The following is a 19,774-nucleotide window of genomic DNA, read 5'->3' on the forward strand; positions in this document are numbered from 1 at the left end:
AGCCATTGAATATCAACAATAATTCTATAATACTGGAATTATTGAATCGAAGCAAAGCTGCGGCGTGTTTCCTTACTTGAGCGCGATGGCAATATCGACCAAGCCCACCGACCCGTTGCCGATGGCGGAAGCGGCCGGCGTGGCCGCGCCGCCGCTCAGCACGGCCGCACCCGTCGCCAGGTCGATGCGGTACAGCGAGCTCGGTCCCGTGGCCGACGTGCGCAGCACCGCCAGGGCCAGGCCGTTGGCGCCGCCCGCGATATCGAAGCCCACGTCACCGGCCACGGCCACGCCAAGCGCGCCGACGTTGACGAGGGTGCCGTCGTTCGGCGGATTTTGCAAGGCGAGACTGGCGCTGGCCGTGTCGATATCGAACAGCATGGTCGACGTCGTGCCCGCAAAGCTGTTGCTGTAGGCGGCGGCCGTGACGACAGGCGCCGCGCCAGCCCTGTTGACGGCGCCGTCGGTGGTGGTGGCGCCCGTGTCGACATTGATGCGCAGGCTTTGCCCCGTGTTGCCGATCACGCGCAGGCGGTCGGCGACGGGGTTGAAATCGACGCCAAAGGCCGTACCGGCGATGGCCGTGTACGGCGCGCTGGCATCCGCCGCATCGGCGGCCAGCGTCGCCTTGACGGTGACGGCGCCCGTGTCCGGGGCGATGGTGACGATGCGTCCCGCCGACGATATCCCGTACAGCAAGCCATCCTTGGGACGGATGTCAAAACCCAGCAGGCGCTCGCCCGCCGCCAGGCCCGTGACCGCCACATTGGCGTCCAGGGTGTTCGGGGTGGCCGTCTTGAAGCTGACGATGCGATTGTCGTCCGTCAGGCCGTAGGCGACGGGCGCCGCCGGCGCCTTCAAGGCGATGCCGCGCAATTCTTCCGTCACGCCGATGGCCGCCACCAGGGTCGCCGGCGCGGTGCTGGCTGCCAGATTCAGCGTGTACAGATTGCGCACGCCGGCCACCGTCATGACGGCGTAGCCCGTGTTGGCGCGCGCGTCGATGTCGAAGCCGGCCACGCCGGTCGCCGCCACGCCCAGCGGCACGGCGCTGGCCAGGGTGCCGTTGTTGGGCGGATTTTGCGTGTACAGGGTGGCGTTGGCCGCGTCGATGACGAACAGGGTCGTGCTGGCCGTGCCCGCAAAACTGTTGGTGTAGGCGGCGGCCGTGATGGCGGTATTGCCTGCTCCGCCATTGATATTGCCATCCGTCGTGGTGGCGCCCGTATCGACATTGATGCGCAGGCTTTGCCCCGTGTTGCTGACGATGCGCAGGCGGTCGGCGACCGGATTGAAGTCGACGCCGAACTCCGTGCCGGCCAGCGCCGTGTAAGGCGCCGTCGCATCGCCCGCATCGGCCGCCAGGGTGGCTTTGACGGTGGCGGCGCCCGTCACGCCATTCAGGGTATAGATGCGTCCCGTGCTGCCAACGCCATACAGCTGGCCATCGGCGGGACGGAAATCGATGCCCAGCAGGTTTTCGCCAGCTTGCAAGCCCGTGACGGTGACCGTGCTGCGGATGGTGGCTGGCGCGGCGCGGTCGAACGACAGCAGTTTATTACTGGCGGTGAGCACGAAGACGTCGCCGGCCACCACCGCGGGCGGCGGTGGCGGAACAACAACATCGTCATGGTCGCTGCCGCCGCCGCAGGCGGAAAGCGACATGGCGACGGCGGAAACGAGCAGCAGCTTGGCGTATGGCAAAGTTGGCAAATATGGCATGGTCGTGGCCCCTGTAAGAGTGAGTGAAGGTGCCGCTCATGCCGCGTTTGCGGCGAGCGCACCCCTGTACTACTTGCCATGCGCGCGTTTGGATGCAGCGGCGCAAAAAAAGTTTTGCCGTCTCAGCTTATGGTTGTCTTTAGGCAACTTAATCGGTGTATAGTCGCAGGCACGATTAAAACCGGGGTCAGGAAAGTGGCGCGCATCTATCAAACCAACAACATGGGCGAAGCCGACGTACGGGTCGCCATCGTGCAGCGTGGCAACGCCGACTTGCTGGTGCACCGCGCGGCCAGCTACGGCCTGGCGCATGGCGACGCGCAGTGGTTCATCACCCGCGAGCGCCAGGATGCGACGGCCAGCATGTACTTCACCTCGCCAGGCTTCGCGCAACTGGCCATCTGTTTTGTCGACAGCGCCAGCGAGGCGGGCTGGACCAAACCACACCGGCTGAAGGGCTGCCTGTCGTAGGCGGCGCCAAGCCCGCAAGGCGGCTACTCTTCCAGCCCTCCCCCCAGCGCCTTGTACAGGGCCACGGCCGACTTGAACTGGTCGCGCCGCGCGTCGAGCAGGGTTTGCTGCGCCGCGTACGACTGGCGCTGCGCGTCGAGCAATTCCAGGCGGCTGTCCTGGCCCGCGTCGTAGCGCAGCTGCGACAGGCGCTGGCGCTGCTGCGCCGCCACCACCACGCGTTCTTGCGCGGCGATCTGCTGCGCATACGTGGCGCTGCCCGCCAGGCCGTCGCGCACGTCGCGAAACGCCGCCTGGATCGCCTGTTCGTATTGCAGCACGGCCACGTCCTTGCGCAGGCGCGACAGCTGCAATTCCGCGCGCAGCTGGCCACCCTGGAACAGCGGTTGCGTCACTTGCGGCGCAAACGACCAGCTGCGCGCGCTGCCGCGGAACAAGTCACCGAGTTCCGGGCTAGCAAAGCCCAGCGACGCCGTCAGCGACAGGCGCGGGAAGAAGGCGGCGCGGGCGGCGCCGATTTCCGCATTCGCCGCCACCAGCGCATGTTCCGCCTGCAGGATATCGGGGCGGCGCGCCAGCAAGTCCGATGGCAGGCCGGGCGGCAGCTGCGTCAGCACGGGCTGGCCATCGAGCGGACGGCCAGCCGGCAAGTCCGTTGGCAGCGGTGCGCCCAGCAACAATTCCAGATTGTTGCGCGAAAGTAGACTGGCCCGTTCACGCGCCTGCACGTCCGCTTCCGCCGTGGCGGCCTGCCCTTCGGCTTGCGCCACGTCAAGGCCACTGCCCTGCTGCGCGGCGTGCAGGCGCTGCGTCAGGACCAGGGCCTGACGCCAGTCAAGCAGGGTTTGCCGCGCCAGCGCCAGCTGTTCCTCGGCCAGGCGCTGCTCCAGATAAGCGTCGGCCACGGCGCCGATCAGGGCCATGTGCGCGGCGCGCTGACCCTGCTGCGTGGCCAGGTAACGGGCAAAGGCGGCATCCGACAGCGAGCGCAGGCGGCCGAACAGGTCGATCTCGAACGCGCTCATGGCGATGCCGGCCGTGAACTGGTTTTGTGTCACCGCGTCGGCGCCGCGCTGGCGCACACCGCCCGCATTCGCGCCGATGGCCGGATAACGGCCCGCATCCTGGATCTGGTACTGGGCCCGCACGGCTTCCACGTTGAGGGACGCGACGCGCAAGTCGCGGTTGTTTTCCAGTGCGATATCGACCAGGCGCTGCAGGCGCGCATCGAGCAGCATCTGACGCCAGCCCAGGTCCGCGGCGCTACCCTGCGCAGCGAGTTCGCCATAGCTGGCAGGGATCGGCGCCGCCGGCTTGACCAGCGGCGGCGTCAAGGAACACGCCGACAGGGCCAGCGCGGCCAGGGGTGTGATAAAGAATAAACGCATTACAACTCTCCTTCCACCGCCTTGACGGCGATGCGGTTACTGCGTTTGTTGAAGTACGCGCCCATCTTGTCGACGGCGCCCAGCACCACGACAAAGAACACGGGCACGAAAAACACGGCCAGCACGGTGGCGGTGATCATGCCGCCGAACACGCCCGTGCCGATCGCGTGCTGCGTCTCGGCGCTGGCGCCCGTGGCCAGCATCAGCGGCACGACGCCCAGCGCAAACGCCAGCGACGTCATCAAAATCGGGCGCAAGCGCAATCTAGCCGCTTCCACGGTCGCTTCGACCAGTCCACGCCCTTGCGCCTGCAGCTGGCGCGCATACTCGACGATCAAAATGGCGTTCTTCGCCGACAGGCCGATGATCGTGATCATGCCCACCTTGAAGAAGACGTCGTTCGGCATGCCGCGCAACATCACGGCCAGCACGGCGCCCAGCAAGCCCAAAGGCACGACCAGCATCACGGAGACGGGAATCGACCAGCTTTCATACAGGGCCGCCAGCACGAGGAAGACCACCAGCATCGACAGCGCCATCAGCATGGGCGCTTGCGACGCCGATTCCTTCTCTTGCAGCGACTGGCCCGTCCACGCCAGCGCGAAGCCCGGTGGCAGCTGCTTCACGAGGCGCTCCATTTCCAGCATGGCGTCGCCGCTCGACACACCCGGTGCGGCGCTGCCCGAAATGCGCGCCGCAGGATAACCCTGGTAGCGCACCAGCTGCAGCGGCGACTCGCTCCACACGGGGCGCACCAGTTCACCCAGGGCCACCATGCCGCCCGCGTTATTGCGGATGCGCAGGGCCAGCACGTCGTTCAACTGCATGCGCGATGGCGCATCGGCCTGGATGATCACCTGCTGCATGCGGCCAGCGTTGGGGAAATCGTTGACATAGGTCGAACCCATGGCTGCCGTCAGCATGTCGGCAATGGCCGTAAACGACACGCCCAGCGCTTCGGCCTTGGTGCGGTCGATATCGAGGCGCACACTGGCGCCGGGAGGCAAGCCGTCCGGATACACGCCCGCCACCTTGCCGCTTTGCGCGGCCAGGCCCAGCAACTGGTTCTGCGCCGCCTGCAGGGCAGTGATGCCCTGGTTGGCGCGGTCTTGCAGGCGCATGGAAAAGCCGGACGAGTTGCCCAGTTCATCGATGGCGGGCGGCATCAAACTCATGATCACGCCCTCCTTTGCCTGCGACATGGCGGCCTGCGCCAGCGCCACTTCTTCCTGCGCCGTGGCGCCGTTGCGCTCTTTCCAGTCCTTCAGCATGGTGAACGCCAGGCCCGCATTCGGTCCCGCGCCGGAAAAGCTGAAGCCAAGAATAGACTGGTTCACTTCGATGCCGGGCCGCGTGGCCACGTGCTGCTCGTACAGTTTGACGACGTCCAGCGTGCGCTCCATGGTGGCGTCGGACGGCAGCTGGATCGAGGTGATGAAATATCCCTGGTCTTCTTCCGGCAAGAAGGCCGACGGCAGCTGCATGAAAGCCACGCCCAGCGCCGCGACGATGGCGCCATACACGACCATCGAGCGGCCGGCGCGTTTCACCATCGCCACCACGCCTTTTTCATAGCGCGCCGTCATGCGCTCAAACTGGCGGTCGAACCACAGGAAAAAGCCCTTTTTATCGTGGTCGTGCGGGCCTATCGGTTTGAGCATGGTGGCGCACAGGGCCGGCGTCAGGGTCAAGGCCAGGAACGCCGAGAACAAAATCGACACGGCCATGGCCAGCGTGAACTGGCGGTAGATGGCGCCCACGGAACCGCTGGCCAGCGCCATCGGGATGAACACGGCCGTCAGCACCAGGGTGATGCCGACGACGGCACCCGTGATTTCGCGCATGGCTTTCGACGTCGCTTCCTTCGGCGACAAGCCCTCGGTCGCCATCAGGCGCTCGACGGCTTCCACCACCACGATGGCATCATCGACGATGATGCCGATGGCCAGCACCATGCCGAACATGGTCAGCACGTTGACGGAATAGCCGGCCATCAGCATCACCGTGAAGGTGCCCATCAGGGCAATCGGCGCGACGATGGCGGGTATCAGGGTGTAGCGTATCTTTTGCAGGAACAGATACATGACGAGGAAGACCAGCACCATCGCTTCCAGCAGGGTGACGATGACCTTTTCAATCGAGATTTTCACGAACGGCGCCGTATCGAACGGCACCGAGTACTTGATCCCGGCCGGCATGGTGTGCGCCAGTTCGGCCATGCGCGCGCGCACGGCGGCCGCCGTCTGCACGGCGTTGGCGCCCGGCGACAGCATGATGGCGGCGCCCGACGCGGCTTGCCCGTTTTCGCGGATGCTGAAGTTGAAGCTTTGCGCTCCCAGCGACACTTTCGCCACGTCGCCGATCGTCACTTTCGAGCCATCCGCATTCGCGCGCAGCACGATGGCGGCAAATTCCGCCGGCGTTTGCAACTGGCCCTGCACCGTCAGCGGAATGGTCACGCGCTGGCCGTGCACGGCCGGCGAATCGCCCAGGCGGCCCGGCGCGATCTGCGCATTTTGCTGCGCGATGGCGGCCGTCAGCTCGCCCATGGCGATGTTGTACGACACCAGCTTGGCCGGATCGACCCAGATGCGCATGGCCCGCTCGGAGCCGAACAGCTGCACCTTGCCCACGCCGGGAATGCGGCGCAGTTCTTCCGTCACGTTGCGCGCCAGGTAGTCGCCCAGCGCCACTTCATCGTGCTTGCCATTCTCGGAAATCAGGCTGACGATCATCAGGAAGCCGGACGACGCCGACTCCACCGTCAAGCCGTTTTGCCGCACGGCTTGCGGCAAACGCGGTTCGATGGCTTTCAGGCGGTTCTGCACGTCCACCTGCGCCATTTCCGGGTTCGTTCCCGGCTGGAAGGTGACGGTGATCGAGGCCGAACCCGACGTATCGGTGGACGACTCGAAATACAGCAGGTGCTTGACGCCCGACAGTTCGCGCTCGATCAGGCCAACCACGGAATCGTTCATGGTTTGCGGCGTGGCGCCGGGATAGTTGGCGCTGATGCTGACGCTGGGCGGCGCCACCGAAGGGAAGCGCGCAATCGGCAATTGCGGTATGGCGATCAGTCCGAACAGGACGATGAAGACCGCCACCACCCACGCAAAGACGGGGCGGTTGATGAAAAATTGAGGCATGTCGTTAGGCTTTCATTGTATTCAAAGTGTGCATCAACGGGCCTTGGCGGCAGCCGCCGTTGCCACGACGGCCGGCTTCCACGGCTGCGGCGCGGCGGTGGCGCCAGGCTGCAAGCGTTCCTGGCCTTCGATGACGACGGTTTCGCCAGCCTTCAAGCCGCCGTTGACCACGTACTGGTGGTCGACCACGTCGCCCACGGCGATCGTTTTCAGGCTCGCTTTGTTCGTGCCATCGAGCACCCAGGCCTGCGCCTGGCCGCCGCTGCTGCGCAAGACGGCTTGCTGCGGCAGCAGCACGCCATTTGCCTGCACGGCGCGGGCGATGCGGGCGCGCACGAACATGCCCGGCAGCAGCTGGCGCTGCGGGTTGTCGACCAGCACGCGGACGACGGCGTCGCCCGTACCCGCATCGACGCTGATGCCCGAGAACAGGATGCGCCCCGTGACGGGATGCGGCTGGCCATCGGCACCGAGAATGGTCACGGGCAGCTTGTCCGCGCCACCGTTGCCCGAGGCCCGCAGCGCGGCCAGCGCGGCGGCCGGCTGGCGCACGTCGACATACACCTTGTCGATCTGCTGGATGCGCGCCATCGGCGTGGCATCAGCCAGGCCCACGAGCGCGCCTTCCGTCACCAGTTCGGAGCCGATGCGCCCGGCAATCGGCGCCTCGATGCTGGCAAAAGCCAGGTCCAGGCGGCGGCGCGCCAGGCTGGCCCGCGCCTGCGCCACGGTGGCCACGGCTTGCTCGCGCTGGGCCACGGCGTCGTCATATGCCTGGCGGCTGATGGCGTCCGCCTCGACCAGCGGTTTTAACCTGTCGGCCTGGCTGCTGGCGCGCTTGGCCGTGGCCACCGCATGCTGCAGGGCGGCGGCGGCCGAATCGACGTCCGCCTGGAATGGGGCCGGGTTCAGCTGGAACAGCTTCTGCCCCGCTTTTACTTCGGCGCCCTGCTCGAACTGGCGGCGCAGCACGATGCCGCCCACCTGCGGGCGGATGTCGGCCGTGCGAAAGGCGACCACCCTGCCCGGCAATTCATCGCTGAGGACGACGGGCGCCGCTTGCAGCTTGAGCACGGTGACGGCGGCGGGCGGCGCCGCGCCCTCTTCCTGCGCGGGTTGGGAACAGGCGGCAAGGCTGAACAGCGCCGCAGCGATCAAACTATTTTTTTTGGTGAAGGTGCTCGGATGCATGGTCTTTCTCTATGGCAGATCCCAACCGGCGGTCCGGTCGACAGATAGGCCGCAGCATAAAAGCCTTGCGTGGATGTTCCGTCAAAGAAATGTGGAGATTCGATGGAGACAGCGAAGAATGCTAGACTATTTATATGAACTATCATCACAGCGCCAGCCAGCCCTCCTTCCTTGCCACCACGCCGCCTTCCGCCCTCGTCCTGATCGCCGAAGATGAACCGCAAATTGCCCGCATCCTCGCCGGCTACCTGGAGCGCGACGGCTACCGCACGGCCTTTGCGCACGATGGCCAGGAAGCGCTGCAGCAACACCTGGCGCTGGCGCCGGACCTGCTGCTGCTCGACGTGCAAATGCCCCGTGTCGATGGCTGGGGCGTGCTGGCGGAAGTGCGCCGGCGCGGCGAGACGCCCGTCATCATGCTCACAGCCCGCGACCAGGATGCCGACAAGCTGGCCGCCCTGCGCGTGGGCGCCGACGACTACATCATCAAGCCTTTCAATCCAGCCGAAGTGGTGGCCCGCGTGGCCGCCGTGCTGCGCCGCTCGCGCGTGCGCCACCACCCGGTGGGCGGCCAGCGCCTGCGCTGCGGCCCCATCGACATCGACCAGGAAACCTATGTGGCCAGCGTGCTGCGCGATGGCGCGCCCGTGCCCTTGAGCCTGACCCTGACGGAATTTCGCCTGCTGGCCCACCTGGCGCGCACGCCGCGCCGCGTCTGCAGCCGCCTGGAATTGCTCGAGTCATGCATGCCCGAGAGCAATTCGATGGAACGCACGGTGGACAGCCACGTCAGCAAGCTGCGCAAGAAGCTGGAGGAAGCGGGCGTGCAGAACATGCCGGCCAGCCTGCGCGGCGTAGGCTACCGGCTGGAAAGCGACTTCTGATGCGCTTCACAGGCCTGAACCGGCAAATCATCCTGTCGATGTCCGTGCTGATGGTCAGCAGCATCCTGATCATCTGGATCGGTTCCTGGACCTTCTTTGCCATCGCCTTCAAGATCGATCCCGGCATGCTGTCCGAGCCGGACGACTGGTCGCCCAGCACCGTCGAATGGCTGTGGATTTTCGCCATCACCATCTTTGGCCTGGGCCTGGCCGCGTTTTTCGCCCTCAAGCTCGCTTCGCGCATCCTCAAACCGATCAATTCCGTGATGGACAGCGTGCGCCGCGTGGCCCATGGCGACCTGTCCGCGCGCGCCTTCGCGGGCGACCGCAGCCTGGGCGAGACGGCCATGCTGGTCGACGATTTCAACAGCATGGCCGAGCGTCTGCAGCGGGGCGCCAAGGAAAGCGAAACGTGGAACGCGGCCATTGCGCACGAATTGCGCACGCCCGTGACCATCCTGCGCGGCACCTTGCAAGGCGTCGTCGACGGCGTCTTCAAGCCCGAGGAAGTGCCGTTTTCCAGCCTGCTGGCGCAAGTGGAAGACCTGGGACGGCTGATCGAGGACTTGCGCACCCTGAGCCTGGCCGACAGCGGCCACATGCAGCTGCGCATGGCGTGGACGGACCTGACCCTGGAAATCGGCGAAGTGCGCCGCCTGCTGGCGCAAGAGATGGAAGCGGCGGGCTTTACGTTGCAACTGCACCTGTCCGACCATCCCGTCTGCTGCGACGCGGCGCGCATCCGGCAAATCGTGCTGGCCCTGCTCGACAACGCGCGCCGCTATGCGCATCCGGGCCTGCTGCGCGTGCGCACCCGCGTGCAGGCCGGCCAGTACTATCTGAGCGTCGAGGATGCGGGTCCCGGCATTGCAGAGGAACTGGCGCCGCACGTGTTCGAGGCGTTTCGCCGCGGCGACAGCGCCAGGGTCGACCTGAACGCGGGCAGCGGCCTGGGACTGGCCGTGGTCGAAGCCATCGCGCGCGCCCACGGCGGCAGCGCCGTCTGCACGCGTGGCAAGGCGGGCGGCAGCGTGTTTACCGTCAAGTGGCCGGTCGAACATGCTGCGCCGCCGCCCGCCGGCTGACTACGCCGGCGCGCGCAGCATGTCGACAAAGGCGCGCAGCACGGCCGGCATCTGCCGCCGGCTCGGGTAATACAGGAAGTAGCGCGACGGCGGCGGCATGCAGTGCTGCAACACGCACGCCAGGCGCCCTGACGCGAGATCGGCGCGCGCATCGGCCTCGTACACGTAGGCCAGCCCCGCGCCATCGCGCGCCGCGCGCAGCATCAATTCATCGTCGTCGAACACCAGCGGGCCGCCGACGGCGATGCTGACACCCTCCCCGTCCTGCCCGAACTCCCACGCATACTGGCGCCCGCTGGGGAAACGCCGGCCTATGCAAGCGTGCTCCAGCAAGCCGCGCGGCGTGCTTGGCGCCCCATGCGCCGCCAGGTAGGCGGGCGACGCCACCACCACGAACGGTTGCGGCGCGCCCACGGGCACGGCGATCATGTCGGCCGCCACCTGCTCGCCGAAGCGGATGCCCGCGTCAAAACCGTCGCGCACGATATCGATCATGCCATCATCGGTGACCACTTCGACCTGCACGCGCGGATAGCGGGCGACAAAACTGGCCAGCATGGGCGCGAGCAGCAGCCGGGCAGCCGGACGGGGCACGTTCAGGCGCAGCTTGCCTGCGGGCACATCCTGCAAAGTGCTCAAGTCCAGCAAGGCATCATCGATTTCGCGCATGGCCGGCGTGAGGCGCGCCAATAGCTGCTGCCCTGCCTCGGTCGGCGTGACGCTGCGCGTGGTGCGGTTCAGCAGGCGCACGCCCAGGCGCTCTTCCAGCGCGCGCAGCGCATGGCTGAGGGCGGAGGCGGACACGCCCCGTTCCAGGGCCGCCTTGCGAAAGCTGCGCAGGCGGGCGACGGCGGCAAAGGCCGCCAATTCGTTCAGATCAGCCATCATTCATGAGTTTCATTCATCAATACATGCAGGATTAACCATCTTATCGCATGCTGTTGCTTCTCCCATACTCCTTGCATCTTTTTTTGAAAAGGAATGACAATGGAACACAGAACACTGGGCAACTCCGGCTTGCGCGTCGCCCCCATCGGCCTGGGCTGCATGGGCATGAGCTTTGCCTACGGCGGCGCGGACGAGGCCACCTCGCTGCGCGTGTTGCACCGCGCCGTGGAACTGGGCGTGACCCTGATCGACACGGCGGAAGTCTACGGCCCCTACGTCAACGAGGACTTGGTAGGCCGCGCCCTGAAGCAGCTGCGCGGCAAGGTCCACATCGCCACCAAGTTTGGCTTCAGGATATTGCCCCACGGCCAGGGCGTGGAACGCATGGCCGGTGTCGACAGCCGCCCCGAGCACATTGTCCAAGCCGTGGAAGCGTCGCTGTCCAGACTGGGCATCGAGTGCATCGACTTGCTGTACCAGCACCGCGTGGATCCCGCCGTGCCCATCGAAGACGTGGTGGGCGCCATGGCGGAGCTGGTGCGGGCCGGCAAGGTGCGCCACCTGGGGCTGTCGGAGGTGTCGGCCGGCACCCTGCGCCGCGCCCACGCCGTGCACCCGATCACGGCCGTCCAGTCCGAATACTCGCTGTGGAGCCGCGACGTGGAAGCCGAGGTGCTGCCCGCCTGCCGCGCGCTCGGTATCGGCTTCGTGCCCTACAGCCCGCTGGGCCGGGGCTTCCTGACGGGCCAGCTAACTTCCAGCGCCGCGCTGGCGCCAGACGATTACCGCCACAGCCTGCCCCGCTTCCAGCCGCCCGCGATGGCCGCCAATGCCCATCTCGTTGCCGAATTGCAGCGCCTGGCGGCCGCGCGCGGCGCCACGGCGGCCCAGCTGGCGCTGGCCTGGCTGCTGGCGCAAGGTACTGACATCGTGCCGATACCGGGCGCCCGCAGCCTGGCGCACCTGGAAGAGAACGTGGCCGCCGCGCAGATATCCCTGAGCGACACCGAGCTGGCCGCCATCGGCGTCGCCATCGCGCCCGCTGCCGTGCAGGGCGCGCGCTACCCGCAACATGAGCTTGCCATGCTTGGCCTGTAGACAACCGTGCATGAGTGCGCTATACCGGTACTTTTTTGTCCAGCGCACTTGAAATGCCCGAATCCGCTATCATTTCCAATCTGAACTATTCATTATGAAAGAGATTGACATGTCCGCACTGCTCGAAACACTGCAATGGCGCTACGCCACCAAGAAGATGGATCCGACGAAAACGGTACCGCAAGACAAGGTCGAGCGCATCCTGGAAGCCGTGCGCCTGACGGCCAGCTCCAGCGGACTGCATCCTTATGAAGTCTTCGTCGTGACGAATCCGGCCCTGCGCGAGCAGATCAAGCCGCACGCATGGAACCAGTCGCAAGTGACGGACGCCTCGCACCTGCTGGTGTTTGCCGCCTGGGACAATTACACGGTAGAACGCATCAACGCGCGCTTTGACCTGGTCAATGAAGTGCGCGGCTTCAAGAACGAAGGCTGGGAAGCGTACCGCCAGCAAATCCTGGCCGCGTATCCGCAGCGCGATGCGGAAACCAACTACCAGCACGCGGCGCGCCAGGCATATATCGGCGTGGGCACGGCCCTGATCGCCGCGGCGCAGGAAAAGGTCGATTCGACGCCGATGGAAGGTTTTGATCCGGCCAAGGTCGACGAAATCCTGAACCTGCGCGAAAAAGGCCTGCGTTCCGTCGTCATGTTGCCGCTCGGCTACCGCGCCGACGCAGGCGACTGGCTCGTGGACTTGAAAAAAGTGCGCCCTGCGCGCGAGCAATTCATCACCGAGCTGGCGTAAGCGTTGTCAGCGCCTCGCCCGTGACTGAAAAGCGGATGCCCTCGCCGGCATCCGCTTTTTTTGCTTTCAGGCTGGCTGCGGGAAGCGCACCGTCACTTGCAATCCCCGCCCCTCGTCCCCTTCGGCCAGCGCGATATCGGCCTGGTGGTGCTCGGCGATGTGGCGCACGATGGACAGGCCCAGGCCGCAGCCCCAGGCGTCGTTGCCGTCGGGACGGAAGAAGCGGTCGAACAGGCGCGCATGGTGCTGTTGCGGCACGCCCGGGCCGTTGTCGGACACGCGCAGCAGCGGCCGGCCCTCTTCCAGCGCCGCCTGCAAGTCGACCCTGCCGCCCTGCTGCGTGTAGCGCAAGGCGTTGTCGATCAGGTTATTCAGCAACACTTGCAAGCCGTCGGGATCGGCCTGCACCAATACCCTGGCCGGCGGCGCTTCCACCACGCCCAGGTCGATCGCCCGGCTGTCGGCCAGCGCGCTGTGGTCGGCCACGGCCGCTTCCAGCAATTGTCCCAGGTCCACCGTGTGCAGCTGGCTGGAAGTCAACGCCGTTTCATGGCGCGCCAGGCTGAGCAATTGACGCACGAGGTGCGTGCTGCGGTCCAGCCGTTCGTGCAGCCGCGCCAGCGCCACGCGGCGTTCCTCCTCGCTGCCGGCCCGTTCGGCCACCTGCAGCTGCAGTTTCAGCGCCGTCAGCGGCGAGCGCAATTCATGCGCGGCATCGGCGACAAAGGTGCGCTGCGCAGTCAGCGCCGCCTCGAACTGCCCCATCAGGCTATTCAGCGCCAAGGCCACGGGCCGCAGTTCGGGCGGCATGTCGTCGGCCGCCAGCGGCGTCAGGGCGTCTGGCGACCGGCCCGCCACGGATTCGGCCAGCCGGTGCAGCGGCGCCAGCGCGCGCCCGACCACGGCGACGATCAGCAGCGCCAGGATCAGCGCGAACACCAGCAGCGGTGCGCCGGCGCGCGTGGTCATCTGCCAGGCCAGCTGGTCGCGCACGGCCTGCGCCTGCGCCACCTGCACGTAGCGGCCGCGCCGCGTTTCGCCGTACAGGCGCCAGTCCTCGCCGTGCAGCACGACATCGGCAAAGCCGGCCAGCGCATAGCGCGGCAGTGCCGGCTGGCCTTGCAGGACGGGCAAGGGCTGGCCGTCCTCGTCCCACGCCTGCAGCACGAACGCTTCTTCCGGGTCTTGCGCGGCGGCCAGGCCCGTCTGCGTCTCGAACTCGTCGGGCAAGGCCACGGCCAGCTGGCGCAGCTGCAAGTCGGCCAGTTCATTGGTTTCTTCCAGCAGCGAGCGGAACAGCGAAATGCCGGCGCCCAGCACGCACAGCAAGGTGGCGGCCAGCAAACCGAGCAGCAACTGGCGGCGGATGGTCAGCATGCTGCCACCCGCATCTTGTAGCCCACGCCGCGCACGGTCTGGATGCTGTCCGCACCGAGCTTCTTGCGCAACTGGTACACGTACACGTCGACGGTATTGCTTTCCACTTCGCAATCCCAGCCGTACAGCTTTTCGCTCAGCTGGCGCTTCGACACCACCTTGCCTGGATGGTCGAGCAAGGCGCGCAGCACGGAAAACTCGCGCGGCGGCAGCTTGATCAGCTCACCTTCGAACGTGACGTCGTGGCTGGCCAGGTCGAGGATCAGCGCGCCATGCTCGATGACGGAGCGCGAACGGCTGACCCGGCGCCGCAGCAAGGCGCGGATGCGCGCCAGCAGTTCGTCGAGGTCGAAGGGCTTGACCAGGTAATCGTCGGCGCCGCTGTCCAGGCCTTCCACGCGGGCCGGCGTGCCGTCGCGCGCCGTGATGATCAGCACGGGCAACTCGGCGCCCCGCGCGCGCATGCTGCGCAGCACGTCCATGCCCTGCTTGCCGGGCAAGCCCAGGTCCAGCAGCATCAAATCGTAGGCGAAACCGGCCAGCGCCAGCTCCGCATCGTGGCCATCGCGCACCCAGTCGACGGCATAGCACTCGCCGCGCAAGCCCTCGACCAGGCTTTCCCCGATCATCGGATCGTCTTCCACCAGCAATACGCGCACCCGGGCCTCTCAATGTCTTGAAAATGCCACCATCTTACCTTGAGCGGCGCCGCGCCGCATGGGCGGCCGCGGCGGCCTTACCTGGAGCCGGAACCGCGGAACGGCGGGATATTGCCTTCTTGGGGATACAGCGCCACGCCATTCGATAGCGGTGCCGCCGCAGCGAGCGCCTCGCCTGGCTGGGCCGCTTGCGATACGGGCAGAAAAGCCAGCAGGGATACCGCGCCAACACAGAAAATAGCCTTGATTTTCATATCATTCCTTAAAGGTTGGGTTGGAAATATCCGATGAATATACTATTTTATATATTTACAAACAAGCAATATGTATCAGGCCCTGCACAGCGCAAGGCCTGGTATTACGATTACTGCACCAGGTAGCGTTCCGAACGGGGACCGTACAGCAAGCCATTCGGCACGCCGGCCGACAGCATGCGCGCATTCGCCGTGCCAGCCAACGGATGGCTGGCGTCGGTGCTGGTGTTGATGATCTGCTTGACGGCCGCCGTCACCAGCATGCCGACCAGGCCACCCCCACCGCTGTTGTTGCCTTCGTTGCTCGACGCGCTGGCCGCGCCCTGCCACAGCAACGCGCCCGTCTTCAGGTCGACCAGCTTGGCATCGACCGACACCACCGTCACGCTGTCGATCACGGCGTAGGTCGTGCCGTACTTGGAGATCGTCACGTACAGGCCAGCATCAGCGCCAAAGATCTCGTTGAGCTTTTTCGCATCGACGCCATGAATATCGGCGGCGTTCGTCAAGCCGTTCTGCTTGAAGGTTTCACCGACCACGGCCACCGGCAGCACATAGTAGCCCGCTTCGGCCAGCGGATAGGTCACTTGGGCATAGACGCTGTTGCCGGCATTGACTTCCGGCGAATTGTTCAACGGCGGCAAGACCACGATCGAGCGGGGCTTGGCTGCCTTGAAGGCGGTGTAATCGTATGCCGCCTGCTTGGTGGCGCAACCGACCATGAAGATGGCGGGACCCAGGCACAGGGCCATTTTCAACATGCGCGACATCATAATTTCTCGCCTTTTTTCAATTTACCCAACAGGAAGTCCATGTACGGCGTCGATTCCGGGAACAGTTTTTTCTCGTCTTCGAACTGCGCGGCCACCTGCTCCGGCTTGCCCGCGATCGAGTACAGCATGCCCAGGTGGGCGTGGTAGCCCGGCGGCGCGTGATTGCCCTTGGCGCCGATCACTTGCAAGTCTTTTTCCATGGCGGCGATCTGCTGCTCGGGGCTTTCACCCTTCAGGTATTCATACACTTGCGGCTGGTAGCCTTCCCATTGGTACAGGGTCTTCGATTGCGTGGCGCAACCGGTCAGTGCGGCACAGGCGAGCAGCGCCAGCAGGGCTGCGCCCTTGTTCATCATTGTTTTCATGGGATACCTTATTGTTTGCGCAGTGCGCCCGCTTCGACGCCAGCCACCAGGCGCTCGACCGCTTCGCGCATGGCCAGGTCCAGGACTTTGCCGTTGAGGGTGGCGTCATAGCTGGCGGTGCCGCCAAAACCCAGTACTTCACGGTTCGACAGGCTGTATTCGCCGGCGCCGCCAGCCGAGTACACGACTTCCGAGGTCGCGATATTGACGACGTTCAAGGTAACCTTGGCATAGGCCACTTGCGTCTTGCCGCGGCCCATGATGCCGAACAATTGCTTGTCGCCCACTTCCTTGCGGCCGAATTCGGTCACGTCGCCCGTGACGACGAAATCGGCGCCCTTGATATTCTGGCCTTGCTTCTTGAACTCGGCTTCCTGCTTGAGTTCTGCCATATTGTCGCGGTCGAGCACGTTGAAACGGTTGGACGTCTGCAGGTGCGCAATCAAAATCGTTTTCGACTGGCTGCCCAGGCGGTCGACGCCATCGGAAAAGATGCCGCGCATGAAATTCGAGCGGTTGTCGAACTTGCCGACAGCGATCAGCGTGCGTGGACCAACGTAGGGACGGGCTGCGCTGGCAACCGTAGGGACAGCCAAAGCTTGCGAGGATTCGGAAGCGCAGCCAGCCAACGCCGCGCCAATCAGCGCTGCAATCAACAACGCGCCGGGTTTATTCTTGTTCATAGTGCCCTTATGATATGGAGGATCAGGAGCCACCTGCAAAATTGATTTTTAGCAAGTTAATTTCCTAATGGCAATTATATGGTATTGCATGTCTCACAATTCTCTCCAAAAGTAACGATGGCAAGGATTGCACTATTACCCGCCATACACAGGCGCGGCACTGCTTGACTTCCCAGCGCCAATTCATTAACTTGATAGTAAAAAAGCGTGTCGTCAGCGCCCTGCGCCACTGTCCCACACAGACCTCGCCCGCCGGCCTGCCCCGGCGCCAATGTCACGCTGTTCATATAAACGGGTCCCAAGGCCATGCCGACACACAATCATTCCCCGGCCCATCCGCTGGCCACGGCGCTGGCGCTCTCGCTGGGCGCCGCCGTCGCCCTGGGCCTGTCGCGCTTTTCCTACGGCTTGCTGCTACCGCCCATGCGCGCCGACCTGGGCTGGTCCTACCTGCTGGCCGGGGCCATGAACACCTTCAATGCGCTCGGCTATTTTCTCGGCGCCCTGGCCACGCCGGCCCTGATGCGCCGCCTGGGCGTGTGGCGCTTGCTGATCATCGGTTCCGTGCTGGCGAGCATCTTCATGCTGATGTCGGGCCTCGTCAGCGACACGGCCACCCTGTTCCTGCAGCGCGTGTGCGCGGGCGTGGCCAGCGCCTTCATCTTCATCGCCGGCGGCGTGCTGGCGGCACGGCTCGGTTCCATGCACAGCCAGCGCGCCGGCTTCTACATCGGCCTGTATTACGGCGGCACGGGTTTCGGCATTGCTTTGTCTGCCCTGCTGGTGCCGGCCGCATTGGCGTCCGCCCAGGAGCACGGCGCCGCGCATGCCTGGCAGTGGCCCTGGCTGGCACTGGGCATCGCCTGCCTGCTCGCCACCGCCATCATGGCCCTGCCGGCGAAGGCGATCGGCGAAGCGCCGCGTACCCTCGACACGCCGCGGCCTTTCGCCTGGCGCGATTTCTTGCCCAGCCTGGCCGGCTATTTCATGTTTGGCGTCGGCTATATCGGCTACATGACCTTCGTCATTGCCCTGCTCAAGCAGCAAGGCATGAGCGCCACCCTGATCACCGTGTTCTACACCTTGCTGGGGCTGGCGGTGGTGGCGTCGTCGCGCATCTGGGCGCGCATGCTGGACCGCTACAAGGGCGGCGAATCGCTGGCGATATTGAATGGCGTGCTGGGCGCAGTCACCATCCTGCCCGCGCTGACGAGCTTTGCGCCCGTCGTGTTCCTTTCAGGCCTCGTCTTCGGCGCAGTATTCCTGTCGGTGGTGGCGTCGACCACGGCCCTGGTGCGGCATAACCTGCCGCAACAATCCTGGACGGCTGGCATCAGCGCCTACACGACGGTGTTTGCGCTGGGCCAGATCGTCGGCCCCATCGTCGTCGGCTGGATCGCCGATGGCCCGGCCGGCCTGGAACGGGGCTTGATCGCCTCGGCCATCGCCCTCTTCATCGGCGCGGCGCTGGCCGCGCGGCAAAAAGCGCTGGCGCCGGCCACATAGTAGACTGCAGGCATAGTCCACCTCCACGGAAAGAACACGATGACCAACGACGCACGAAAAATCCCTGCAACGATGGATGCCGAGACGCTGGAATTCATCCAGGGCCTGTTCGCCCTGGTGCGCGAAGGCGACACGCAGCAACTGGGCGCCATGGTGGCTCAGGGCGTGCCAGTGAACTTTCGCAACGAAAAAGGCGACAGCCTGATCATGCTGGCCAGCTACCATGGCCACCTGGCAACATCGCGCCTGCTGCTCGCAGCGGGCGCAGACGCCAACGTGCCCAACGACCAGGGCCAGACGCCGCTGGCCGGCGTGGCCTACAAAGGCTACCTGGACATCGCAGAGCTACTGCTGCAGCACGGCGCCAGGGTGGAAGGCGCCAGCCCGGACGGCAAGACCCCATTGATGATGGCCGCCATGTTCAACCGCCTGGCCATCCTCGACCTGCTGCTGCAACACGGCGCCCTCATCGATGCTGTGGACAGCCGCGGCATGACTGCCGTGTCACTGGCCAAGAGCATGAATGCGCAGGAGACGCTGGGCCGCCTGGTCAGTTTGGGGCAGACGGCATAGCCCATGCAGATATCGCCAGCGGTCTTGCGACTGGCGCTTAAAAACCTGAGAATCAGAGGCTTAGCTGCTTCATTGATCCGGTATTAGCTTACGCTGCAGGATGGGAGATTATTCCCACTCAATTGTCAACGATCTTGCTAAGCGCTTGATTTTTAAGTGTTTGTCCAAACCACTCAGTTACCGATACCCGCAAAAATACCCTCACCTGCAAAATCCGCTACTGCCGGTTTGTCGCGACCGAGATGGAAGACACCAGTCCGCTTGCTAGCACCTGGCGCACTGTATTGGGATAGAGCGCGAAACTTCGCGTTGAACCTCAAAACTGCCAGCACCAACTTGCAGCGACTCGTGTATTTGAAGAAACGAGGCCTACCGGCATTCTGAAACGCGGAACCCAGCGTCATAATGTGGCCCTAGCTGCCCAGTAAAGCTTAACGCTGTAGCCAACCGACTGATCGCACGCACTGAAAACAGCAGCAAATTGAACGCGCATCATGCAGCGGTCCCGACGGCGTGCCTAGTTACTGCAAAGTTCGATTATTTGAAATGGCCTTCAGTGAAGGGGCGCAGTATGACCAGTCGTACCGGCAATACCTCGCTGCGCACGCCGCTTTACATGCCCAACTTGGTCGCACGCCGCCACAATCCCATTCTCTGCCGTTTTGCCGAACGCTTGTCTGCAACGGGCATGGCGAAAAAAACAGTGATTGGCGCAATCATGCACAAATTAGTCCATCTGATATATGGCGTGACCCACACTGACAGGCCCTTTGATGCGCATTATTTGGCAAAAGGACTTGTCATTCAAGACGGTATCTGACCCTGGCTCACGCCCTGGCTCGCGCCTGTAAATAGCGGAGAGAATGGTCCAACAATTTCTGGCTTCGCGCTGAGAAGTGAGTACGGACACAGCTTAAATTAGTCGGGAAAGTGTCTTGACTGATGGATCACTTTACCCCCAGC

19 protein-coding genes are annotated in these 19,774 nt (G+C 64.7%); 8 read left to right on the forward strand and 11 right to left on the reverse strand.

Annotation, left to right across the window (positions count from 1 at the left end):
• Nucleotides 1-72: 72 nt before the first annotated feature.
• Complete coding sequence (locus tag ACPJXG_RS15780; protein WP_425251644.1) at nucleotides 73-1,722, reverse strand: DUF4394 domain-containing protein; 1,650 nt, start codon at nucleotides 1,720-1,722, stop codon at nucleotides 73-75.
• A gap of 195 nt (nucleotides 1,723-1,917) precedes the next feature.
• Between ACPJXG_RS15780 and ACPJXG_RS15785 the strand changes: the two genes are divergently transcribed.
• Complete coding sequence (locus ACPJXG_RS15785) at nucleotides 1,918-2,193, forward strand: DUF6150 family protein (protein ID WP_035818247.1); 276 nt, start codon at nucleotides 1,918-1,920, stop codon at nucleotides 2,191-2,193.
• 23 nt (nucleotides 2,194-2,216) lie between these two features.
• Here ACPJXG_RS15785 and ACPJXG_RS15790 read toward each other — a convergent pair whose 3' ends face one another.
• From ACPJXG_RS15790 to ACPJXG_RS15800, 3 genes are read right to left on the reverse strand one after another with little or no spacing between them, the layout of a single operon-like run.
• Nucleotides 2,217-3,581, reverse strand: coding sequence for an efflux transporter outer membrane subunit (locus ACPJXG_RS15790; RefSeq protein ID WP_425251645.1), 1,365 nt, complete (start codon nucleotides 3,579-3,581; stop codon nucleotides 2,217-2,219).
• The gene (locus tag ACPJXG_RS15795) at nucleotides 3,581-6,727 is read right to left on the reverse strand and encodes a multidrug efflux RND transporter permease subunit (RefSeq protein ID WP_425251646.1); all 3,147 of its coding nucleotides are present in this window, start codon (nucleotides 6,725-6,727) and stop codon (nucleotides 3,581-3,583) included. Before ACPJXG_RS15795 ends, ACPJXG_RS15790 begins: the two co-directional genes overlap by 1 nt.
• Nucleotides 6,728-6,760: 33 nt before the next feature.
• Nucleotides 6,761-7,918: an efflux RND transporter periplasmic adaptor subunit gene (locus ACPJXG_RS15800; RefSeq protein ID WP_425251647.1), complete on the reverse strand. Its 1,158-nt coding sequence runs from the start codon at nucleotides 7,916-7,918 to the stop codon at nucleotides 6,761-6,763.
• A 134-nt stretch (nucleotides 7,919-8,052) separates the two neighbouring features.
• On the opposite strand from ACPJXG_RS15800, the gene ACPJXG_RS15805 reads away from it, so the two are divergent.
• Nucleotides 8,053-8,802 (forward strand): response regulator, encoded by a 750-nt coding sequence (locus ACPJXG_RS15805; protein WP_425251648.1) that lies wholly within the window; start codon nucleotides 8,053-8,055, stop codon nucleotides 8,800-8,802.
• Entirely contained in the window at nucleotides 8,802-9,887 is a 1,086-nt protein-coding gene (locus ACPJXG_RS15810) for an ATP-binding protein (protein WP_035818237.1), read from the forward strand. The genes ACPJXG_RS15805 and ACPJXG_RS15810 overlap by 1 nt, the downstream gene beginning before the upstream one ends.
• Here ACPJXG_RS15810 and ACPJXG_RS15815 read toward each other — a convergent pair whose 3' ends face one another.
• Complete coding sequence (locus ACPJXG_RS15815; protein ID WP_425251649.1) at nucleotides 9,888-10,775, reverse strand: LysR family transcriptional regulator; 888 nt, start codon at nucleotides 10,773-10,775, stop codon at nucleotides 9,888-9,890.
• Nucleotides 10,776-10,874: 99 nt separating this feature from the next.
• Here ACPJXG_RS15815 and ACPJXG_RS15820 point away from each other — a divergent pair, with 99 nt between their 5' ends.
• A complete protein-coding gene (locus ACPJXG_RS15820; protein WP_425251650.1) occupies nucleotides 10,875-11,873 on the forward strand; it encodes an aldo/keto reductase in 999 nt (332 codons plus the stop codon).
• Between the two features lie 109 nt (nucleotides 11,874-11,982).
• Nucleotides 11,983-12,621: an NAD(P)H-dependent oxidoreductase gene (locus ACPJXG_RS15825; RefSeq protein WP_099403551.1), complete on the forward strand. Its 639-nt coding sequence runs from the start codon at nucleotides 11,983-11,985 to the stop codon at nucleotides 12,619-12,621.
• A gap of 66 nt (nucleotides 12,622-12,687) precedes the next feature.
• On the opposite strand, the gene ACPJXG_RS15830 is transcribed toward ACPJXG_RS15825, so the two are convergent.
• The 6 genes from ACPJXG_RS15830 to ACPJXG_RS15855 all read right to left on the reverse strand — a co-directional run bounded on the left by ACPJXG_RS15830 (nucleotide 12,688) and on the right by ACPJXG_RS15855 (nucleotide 16,732).
• A complete protein-coding gene (locus tag ACPJXG_RS15830) occupies nucleotides 12,688-13,998 on the reverse strand; it encodes an ATP-binding protein (protein ID WP_425251651.1) in 1,311 nt (436 codons plus the stop codon).
• The gene (locus ACPJXG_RS15835) at nucleotides 13,992-14,657 is read right to left on the reverse strand and encodes a response regulator transcription factor (RefSeq protein WP_099403404.1); all 666 of its coding nucleotides are present in this window, start codon (nucleotides 14,655-14,657) and stop codon (nucleotides 13,992-13,994) included. Before ACPJXG_RS15835 ends, ACPJXG_RS15830 begins: the two co-directional genes overlap by 7 nt.
• A 77-nt stretch (nucleotides 14,658-14,734) precedes the next feature.
• The gene (locus tag ACPJXG_RS15840) at nucleotides 14,735-14,911 is read right to left on the reverse strand and encodes a hypothetical protein (protein WP_158300230.1); all 177 of its coding nucleotides are present in this window, start codon (nucleotides 14,909-14,911) and stop codon (nucleotides 14,735-14,737) included.
• A gap of 110 nt (nucleotides 14,912-15,021) precedes the next feature.
• On the reverse strand, nucleotides 15,022-15,684 hold the full coding sequence (locus ACPJXG_RS15845) for a DUF799 domain-containing protein (RefSeq protein ID WP_099403403.1): 663 nt from the start codon (nucleotides 15,682-15,684) through the stop codon (nucleotides 15,022-15,024).
• Entirely contained in the window at nucleotides 15,681-16,049 is a 369-nt protein-coding gene (locus ACPJXG_RS15850; RefSeq protein ID WP_225240994.1) for a DUF4810 domain-containing protein, read from the reverse strand. Before ACPJXG_RS15850 ends, ACPJXG_RS15845 begins: the two co-directional genes overlap by 4 nt.
• A gap of 8 nt (nucleotides 16,050-16,057) precedes the next feature.
• Nucleotides 16,058-16,732, reverse strand: coding sequence for a CsgG/HfaB family protein (locus ACPJXG_RS15855; RefSeq protein ID WP_071077629.1), 675 nt, complete (start codon nucleotides 16,730-16,732; stop codon nucleotides 16,058-16,060).
• A gap of 306 nt (nucleotides 16,733-17,038) precedes the next feature.
• Between ACPJXG_RS15855 and ACPJXG_RS15860 the strand changes: the two genes are divergently transcribed.
• The 3 genes from ACPJXG_RS15860 to ACPJXG_RS15870 all read left to right on the forward strand — a co-directional run bounded on the left by ACPJXG_RS15860 (nucleotide 17,039) and on the right by ACPJXG_RS15870 (nucleotide 19,631).
• Entirely contained in the window at nucleotides 17,039-18,238 is a 1,200-nt protein-coding gene (locus ACPJXG_RS15860) for a YbfB/YjiJ family MFS transporter (protein WP_425251652.1), read from the forward strand.
• A gap of 39 nt (nucleotides 18,239-18,277) precedes the next feature.
• Nucleotides 18,278-18,811, forward strand: a complete 534-nt coding sequence (locus tag ACPJXG_RS15865) for an ankyrin repeat domain-containing protein (protein ID WP_425251653.1) — start codon at nucleotides 18,278-18,280, stop codon at nucleotides 18,809-18,811.
• Nucleotides 18,812-19,382: 571 nt separating this feature from the next.
• Entirely contained in the window at nucleotides 19,383-19,631 is a 249-nt protein-coding gene (locus ACPJXG_RS15870) for a hypothetical protein (protein WP_425251654.1), read from the forward strand.
• Nucleotides 19,632-19,774: the final 143 nt, after the last annotated feature.

This window comes from Janthinobacterium sp. NFX145 (genome assembly GCF_049810325.1).
GTDB classification, from domain to species: Bacteria; Pseudomonadota; Gammaproteobacteria; order Burkholderiales; family Burkholderiaceae_D; genus Janthinobacterium; species Janthinobacterium rivuli.

Bases quoted from the DNA above. Each gene is read 5' to 3' on its own strand.
- ACPJXG_RS15840 (WP_158300230.1), bottom strand. From the start codon at position 14,911: ATGAAAATCAAGGCTATTTTCTGTGTTGGCGCGGTATCCCTGCTGGCT.
- ACPJXG_RS15855 (WP_071077629.1), bottom strand. From the start codon at position 16,732: ATGAACAAGAATAAACCCGGCGCGTTGTTGATTGCAGCGCTGATTGGC.
- ACPJXG_RS15805 (WP_425251648.1), top strand. From the start codon at position 8,053: ATGAACTATCATCACAGCGCCAGCCAGCCCTCCTTCCTTGCCACCACG.
- ACPJXG_RS15810 (WP_035818237.1), top strand. From the start codon at position 8,802: ATGCGCTTCACAGGCCTGAACCGGCAAATCATCCTGTCGATGTCCGTG.
- ACPJXG_RS15870 (WP_425251654.1), top strand. From the start codon at position 19,383: ATGACCAGTCGTACCGGCAATACCTCGCTGCGCACGCCGCTTTACATG.
- ACPJXG_RS15860 (WP_425251652.1), top strand. From the start codon at position 17,039: ATGCCGACACACAATCATTCCCCGGCCCATCCGCTGGCCACGGCGCTG.
- ACPJXG_RS15795 (WP_425251646.1), bottom strand. From the start codon at position 6,727: ATGCCTCAATTTTTCATCAACCGCCCCGTCTTTGCGTGGGTGGTGGCG.
- ACPJXG_RS15845 (WP_099403403.1), bottom strand. From the start codon at position 15,684: ATGATGTCGCGCATGTTGAAAATGGCCCTGTGCCTGGGTCCCGCCATC.
- ACPJXG_RS15865 (WP_425251653.1), top strand. From the start codon at position 18,278: ATGACCAACGACGCACGAAAAATCCCTGCAACGATGGATGCCGAGACG.
- ACPJXG_RS15825 (WP_099403551.1), top strand. From the start codon at position 11,983: ATGTCCGCACTGCTCGAAACACTGCAATGGCGCTACGCCACCAAGAAG.
- ACPJXG_RS15820 (WP_425251650.1), top strand. From the start codon at position 10,875: ATGGAACACAGAACACTGGGCAACTCCGGCTTGCGCGTCGCCCCCATC.
- ACPJXG_RS15815 (WP_425251649.1), bottom strand. From the start codon at position 10,775: ATGATGGCTGATCTGAACGAATTGGCGGCCTTTGCCGCCGTCGCCCGC.
- ACPJXG_RS15800 (WP_425251647.1), bottom strand. From the start codon at position 7,918: ATGCATCCGAGCACCTTCACCAAAAAAAATAGTTTGATCGCTGCGGCG.
- ACPJXG_RS15830 (WP_425251651.1), bottom strand. From the start codon at position 13,998: ATGCTGACCATCCGCCGCCAGTTGCTGCTCGGTTTGCTGGCCGCCACC.
- ACPJXG_RS15780 (WP_425251644.1), bottom strand. From the start codon at position 1,722: ATGCCATATTTGCCAACTTTGCCATACGCCAAGCTGCTGCTCGTTTCC.
- ACPJXG_RS15790 (WP_425251645.1), bottom strand. From the start codon at position 3,581: ATGCGTTTATTCTTTATCACACCCCTGGCCGCGCTGGCCCTGTCGGCG.
- ACPJXG_RS15850 (WP_225240994.1), bottom strand. From the start codon at position 16,049: ATGAAAACAATGATGAACAAGGGCGCAGCCCTGCTGGCGCTGCTCGCC.